This window comes from Cellulosilyticum ruminicola JCM 14822 (genome assembly GCF_001311925.1).
Classification (GTDB): domain Bacteria; phylum Bacillota; class Clostridia; order Lachnospirales; family Cellulosilyticaceae; genus Cellulosilyticum; species Cellulosilyticum ruminicola.
The window spans coordinates 1-6,170 of the sequence record NZ_BBCG01000103.1 but is presented as its reverse complement, the minus strand read 5'-3'; the positions used below and the strand labels follow the sequence as shown (position 1 = coordinate 6,170).

Annotated in this window: 9 protein-coding genes and 1 pseudogene; 9 read left to right on the top strand and 1 reads right to left on the bottom strand. The window is 32.3% G+C overall.

Annotated elements, in window-relative coordinates; genetic code table 11:
• Positions 1-72: 72 nt before the first annotated feature.
• Positions 73-1,356, bottom strand: a pseudogene (locus JCM14822_RS17535) (transposase).
• A 166-nt stretch (positions 1,357-1,522) separates the two neighbouring features.
• Here JCM14822_RS17535 and JCM14822_RS21290 point away from each other — a divergent pair.
• From JCM14822_RS21290 to JCM14822_RS17505, 9 genes are all read left to right on the top strand, one after another.
• Positions 1,523-1,741, top strand: coding sequence for a hypothetical protein (locus JCM14822_RS21290; protein ID WP_207643275.1), 219 nt, complete (start codon positions 1,523-1,525; stop codon positions 1,739-1,741).
• Complete coding sequence (locus JCM14822_RS22835; RefSeq protein WP_207643274.1) at positions 1,738-2,004, top strand: amidohydrolase family protein; 267 nt, start codon at positions 1,738-1,740, stop codon at positions 2,002-2,004. Before JCM14822_RS21290 ends, JCM14822_RS22835 begins: the two co-directional genes overlap by 4 nt.
• Positions 1,968-2,201, top strand: coding sequence for an amidohydrolase family protein (locus JCM14822_RS22830; protein ID WP_207643273.1), 234 nt, complete (start codon positions 1,968-1,970; stop codon positions 2,199-2,201). Before JCM14822_RS22835 ends, JCM14822_RS22830 begins: the two co-directional genes overlap by 37 nt.
• A 14-nt stretch (positions 2,202-2,215) precedes the next feature.
• Positions 2,216-2,356, top strand: coding sequence for an amidohydrolase family protein (locus tag JCM14822_RS22825; protein WP_278287251.1), 141 nt, complete (start codon positions 2,216-2,218; stop codon positions 2,354-2,356).
• A gap of 68 nt (positions 2,357-2,424) precedes the next feature.
• On the top strand, positions 2,425-2,682 hold the full coding sequence (locus JCM14822_RS17525; protein ID WP_054743848.1) for a hypothetical protein: 258 nt from the start codon (positions 2,425-2,427) through the stop codon (positions 2,680-2,682).
• A gap of 13 nt (positions 2,683-2,695) precedes the next feature.
• Positions 2,696-2,893 (top strand): ATP-binding protein, encoded by a 198-nt coding sequence (locus JCM14822_RS17520; RefSeq protein WP_054743846.1) that lies wholly within the window; start codon positions 2,696-2,698, stop codon positions 2,891-2,893.
• Positions 2,894-3,073: 180 nt separating this feature from the next.
• Complete coding sequence (locus tag JCM14822_RS17515) at positions 3,074-4,186, top strand: cysteine desulfurase family protein (protein ID WP_054743843.1); 1,113 nt, start codon at positions 3,074-3,076, stop codon at positions 4,184-4,186.
• 25 nt (positions 4,187-4,211) lie between these two features.
• A complete protein-coding gene (locus JCM14822_RS17510; protein ID WP_054743841.1) occupies positions 4,212-5,042 on the top strand; it encodes a tRNA 2-thiocytidine biosynthesis TtcA family protein in 831 nt (276 codons plus the stop codon).
• Positions 5,043-5,209: 167 nt separating this feature from the next.
• Positions 5,210-5,848 carry an RpiB/LacA/LacB family sugar-phosphate isomerase gene (locus JCM14822_RS17505; protein WP_054743839.1) on the top strand — a complete coding sequence of 213 codons (639 nt, stop codon included), beginning with the start codon at positions 5,210-5,212 and terminating at the stop codon, positions 5,846-5,848.
• The last annotated feature ends 322 nt before the right edge of the window (positions 5,849-6,170 follow it).

Below are 6,170 nucleotides of genomic sequence, written 5' to 3'. Positions count from 1 at the left end.
TTAAAAAAATGGCTATCCAATTATACAATAAGAAGTTTTAAACTGCTTATATATTGACGCTGATGGATTTTATCAGCTAATAATACTGTATAAGCTGTGTAATACTTGATAAAAGTAGGGCAGCATGAAGTGTTTTTGCATTTTGAGTTTTACGTCCAGCCATACAAAAGTTTGTTTTGAAATGGTTGATACTTTGTTCTACAACGGAACGAATTTTATAAGTTTCATTCCACTCATCTGTACCACGTAAAACACCAGGATAGGCACATAAATCTTTTCAGGGTAAATGTAAAACATTCTACCGCAAGATGAAGAAGTACAAGGGTTTTCACAGTAACATTGACGTTTATACTTACCCTTGGCTACCTTTACCCATTTCATTTTTGGGCAAACAAATTTATAGCGTATAAGATCATTTTTCATTTGAGCAATACCTTCATATTTCATAGGAAGACTTGGTTCAGTAGGGCACATTAATAGGACATTGTTCGTTTTGAATTTTAGAACGACTATTGAGGGGAATGTAGGTTTTCTTAAATTTTAAATCATGAAGTAAAGCTTTGTAGATTGTACTACTATCAAATGTAGCATCACCAATAAAAGTATGAGGGTTAATAAGAGGATGCTTTATAAAAAAGTCTATAAGTACAGGAATAAGGGCCTTGGCATCATGGAGTGATTTATTTTCATCAGGAGAATCGGATTTTTTATCAACAATAATCTCAGGGTGAACTTCAAGGAAGTCTTTGTTATAAAAAATATCTCTAACAAATCCAAGACCATTGGTAATCAGTCCAAATTTATAGACATAACAAAAGTGTCCGTTAATGCAGAGTTGTTAAATCTCTTTATTACAGGAAGCATGGGAAGGCATAGAGCCATAAGCAGCTTTGTAAGCATCAATGCTTTGGCATATCGGTTCTGTAAGGTCTACAAGCTTATGGAACATAGATTGTAAGTCCGGCAAAAAAGTCTTGCCTAAAACGAGTTAATTTAGAGGCATCAGGAACTTTAGTAAAACCACAGAAATCTCTTAGTTCCTTAGAATAGTTAAGAAAAATAATTAAAAGAGAATCTGTAAGAATAGAAAAAACACGTTGAAGAATAAATGCCAAAAGCATTGTCTTTAATGGGTATTTACGTGGCCTACCAGTAGATGCATAAAAATGATTAATAAAAGAAGATGGAATAAGTTCATAAAGATTAATGGTAGTTTCTAATAAAGATTAATGGTAGTTTCTAATAAAGATTAATGGTAGTTTCTAATAAAGAAAGAAAATGAGGTTTATCATTTTCAAAATAAGATTTGCAATCGGAATAAATTTCTGCCAACGAAAGCTGTTTTTGTGGTATCATAAAGACATAACTCCTTTTGGATTTTAGTGGATTTGTTTCTTATTAATTCAAGTTTACCATAAATCTGAGAAGAGTTATTCTATTTTATAAAAAAATAACCCATATTTATACGGGTTAATGCGTTTCGCAAACGCCTATGTCTAGCACAAATTAAGGAGGATAAAATGTGAAAATAGATATGCATGTTCATGTGACACCACCTGATATTATAAGAGATTATATAAAAATAGGACAGAGAGAATCTTATTTTGATATTTTATCTCAAAGTAAAAACAATAAGTTTGCAGGTGCCGATCAAATTGTAAGGCATATGAAGGAAGTTGGTATTGATAAAAGTGTTATATTTGGTTTTAGTTTTCAGGATATGGACTTTGCCAATATGTGAATGATTATGTGATTGAACAAGTTCAAAAATATCCTGATGAGCTTGTTGGATTTATAGCAGTTGTACCTAATCATCCTAAGGTGACGGATGAGATTGAACGTTGTGTGAAATCTGGACTTAAAGGTATAGGAGAACTTTTTCCTGCAGGACAAAAATTTGATATTTCAAGTTTAAAAGATACAAGCGCCATGCAGAAGCCGCTAAGTATTATCATATACCAATCATTGTGCATACCAATGAACCAATTGGGCATGACTATGTAGGAAAGACCAATACACCATTAAAAGATTTAGAAGCTTTTGTAAATCATCATCCAGAATTAAAAATTGTGTTAGCACACTGGGGTGGTGGGATTTTTATGTATGAGATGATGAAAGAAGTAAGGGAAAGATTTAAGAATGTATATTATGATAATGCGGCAACAGTTTTTTATATGATACAAAAATTTATCATATTATAAAAGAAATGGGACTCATGGACAAAATCGTGTTTGGAAGTGATTATCCACTCCTTTCACCTAAGCGCTATGAAAAGGGAATTCTTGAAAGTGGGTTAGATGAAAAAGATGTGCAAAAATTAATGGGATTAAATGCTATGCGCTTATTAGGAATGTAAAATATTTATTGACAAGCAGTAAACATTAAAGATAGACTAAGCATATAACAAAGAAAGAGGTATAAGACATGGAAGAATTATATAAAGCCATAGAAAATAAAATTAGAGAAGCTGGATATTCAGGCGTAGTAAATGGGGAAGAAATTTACGATGAAATCTGTGAAGAGATTGAAGAAAAAGAAGTAGGGAGCTATATCTTTATGTCTAAGAAAGAAGATAACGTGCTTTTTGAATATAAAATTGATGTAATGGAAGAAGAATTTAACTTATCATATATCGATATTCACACACCAGTTAGTAAATATCATGTGGATTTTGATGCGTAAGGAGGCCTAAGCCTTGAAACGCAGTAAAAGATTTTATGTGATTTCTGAAAAATGTGTAGGATGTGGTGCATGTAAAACAATTTGTAAGGTGCATGCTATTAGTAAAGGCAATCCTTATACAATTAATGAAAATAAATGTACAGGCTGTGGCTTATGTGTAACAAGATGCTGGCGTGATGTGATCACAGTAAAGCAAAGAGCAGCAGACTAAGCTAACTTTAAAATGATTCATACTTAGATGCCGCTTAGCAGACTTTGCTACAAGCGGTATTTTTTTATGGCTTTTTTAGGGGATAAATAGGGTAAAACATTGACAAATAACATTAAGAAAAGTATCATTTAATGCAGAGTAAAACAATTAGATAAGTGTGATATACAAGTGAGGGAAAAAATGATATATTTAGATTATGCAGCAGATACACCTGTTGCAAGTGAAGTTTTAGATGCCTATTATGATGCGGCTAAAACATATATAGCCAATCCTAATGCTCATCATGTACTAGGACAAGCAGCCAAAGCGCATATCAATGAGATAGCTAAAGAAATCGCAAATTATTTTAATGTAGCACCTGAAGAAGTGATTTTTACATCAGGTGCTACAGAATCTAATAATTTAGCAATCAAGGGTGTAGCAGCAAGTAACCGCCGCTATGGCAAACATATGATTACATCTTATTTAGAGCATTCTTCTGTAACAGGACCTATGAGTGCCCTTGCACAAGAAGGTTACGAAGTAGATTATGTGGATTTATTACCAAATGGTCAAATTGACTTAAAACATTTAAAAGAACTTTTAAGACCAGATACAATATTAGTATCTGTTTGCGCAGTAGATAGTGAGCTTGGGACAATACAGCCTATTCAGGAGATTGCTGGTATCCTAAAAGAATATGAACATTGCAAGTTTCATGTAGATGCGACACAAGCTGTAGCTAAAATATCAGTTTCTATGGAGGGCGTAGACTTAATGACTTTTGCCCCTCATAAATTCTACGGATTACATGGGAGTGGTGTATTACTTAAGAAACAAGCTTTACGTATTGCTCCAATTATTCATGGTGGTGTTAGTACAACGATTTTTAGAAGTGGTACACCAACGACAGCACTTATAGTGGCTACAGGAGAAGCTTTGAAATTATATAGTGCCAAACAGGAAAAACATTATGAACATGTCAAAGCCCTTAATCAAATGTTAAGAGAAGGTCTTAGCAAAAATTCAAAAGTGCGTATAAATAGTCCTGAAACATCAGTACCATTTATTTTAAATATCAGTGTAAAAGATAAAAAGGCACTTGAGGTACAAGAAGCGTTAGCTGAAAAAGAAATTTATATTTCAACTAAATCAGCGTGTTCTACACTCAATACGCCATCACGTAGTGTTATGGCCATTACAAAAGAACGTAAACGTGCTATGAATACACTTCGTATTAGCTTAAGTCATCTTACAACTAAAGAAGATATAGAGACATTTATTACAGTATTTAATGAAATTATGAATGCTTAATTTTAAAAAATAAAAGGATAAGAAAATGGAAAGATATAAAGAAATAGAAAAAAGCATTATAAAAAAGTATCGTAAAGAAATTTGGAAACGCTTTATTCGCGGTGTAAATGATTATGATCTTATTCAAGCAGGAGATAAAATTGCTGTTTGTATTTCAGGTGGGAAAGATTCCATGTTACTTGCTAAATGTATGCAAGAATTACAACGTCACTGGGTCGTAAAGTTTGAACTTGTATTTCTAGTAATGGACCCAGGATATAATGAATACAATCGTCAAGTAATCGAAGAAAATGCAAAAGAATTAAATATTCCTATTACAATTTTTGAATCACCAATCTTTGATATTGTAGCAGATGTAGAAGAAACACCATGTTATTTATGCGCAAGGATGCGTCGTGGTTATCTTTATAAAGAAGCACAAGCACTTGGATGTAATAAAATTGCATTAGGACATCACTTTGATGATGTGATTGAGACAATTTTAATGAGTATGCTTTACAGTGGACAAATTAAAACAATGATGCCAAAGCTTCATAGCACAAACTTTGAGGGGATGGAACTTATTCGCCCACTTTATCTTGTAAAAGAAGAAGATATCATTGCCTGGTCACGTTATAATGATTTACGCTTTATTCAATGTGCATGTCGTTTAACAGAACACTGTAGTGTAAATGGCCAAGGCGGTGGTTCTAAACGTAATGAAATGAAACAGCTCATTAAGAAATTTAGACAGACAAATCCACATATTGAAATGAATATCTTTAAAAGCGTACATGATGTGAACTTAGAAACAATTATTGGTTACCATGATAAAGAAATATCATATAACTTCTTAGATGATTTTGATCAAAGATAGATAAGAAAGAGGACTTTATAAAATTAACAAATTTAGTTTTATAAAGTCCTTTTTTACAAAAGTTGTTCTAATTTTAGTGTTTAACAAGTGTTTTTAAGTATAAATATTGAATAAACGTTTAAAGTATTTTATTATTAATAATAAATATTTAGATAGGAGTACTTAAAATGAAAATTGCATTAATTAATGAAAATAGTCAAGCAGCTAAAAATGGTATTATATATGAGGCTCTTACAAAAGTAGTAGGATCTATGGGACATGAAGTCATGAATTATGGCATGTATAGTGCTGAGGATGAAACGCAGCTTACATATGTACAAGTGGGATTACTTACAGCTATTTTACTTAACGCAAAAGCAGTAGATTTTGTTGTAACAGGTTGTGGAACAGGTATGGGAGCTATGCTTGCAGCGAATTCATTTCCAGGTGTTGTATGTGGACATGCACAAGATCCAGTAGATGCGTTTACATTTTCTCAAATCAATGCAGGAAATGCGCTTGCATTACCATTTGCTAAAGGATTTGGTTGGGGTAGCGAATTAAACTTACAATATATCTTTGAAAAGTTATTTAGTCAAGAAATGGGTCAAGGTTATCCAAAAGAACGTGCACAAATTATGGCTAAAAATAGAAGCATTCTTAATGATGTGAAGAAAATTACCCATAAAGATATGATGACAATTCTTAAAGAAATTGACCAAGATTTCTTAAAACGTACAATTAGTGGTGAAAGATTCCAAGAATATTTCTTTGCAAATTGCCAAGTTGAAGAAATAGCAGCATATTTAAAAGCAGTACTTGCATAGTTTAAAATCAATACCACCAGTTGAACTGGTTGTTTGCACAGCTCTAGGAGGCATATTACTGGCAGCATCTTAAAAGATATACCGATTAACCCGCCAATCGCATTATTTTCAAGGCAGCCACTAAAGTGGCCAATGTCATTTAGTTAAGTGATATTATATAAAAAGGTCATCTACGAATAGTTAAATATTGGTAGATGACCTTTTTATAGCTTAAATTCTATCTAAATGTATAATTTTAAGCATGGCAAATAGACAGAATACTTATTCTGTCTAAAAATTGATAAATACCTATTTTTATGCTACTCTATAGTTGAAGCTTACT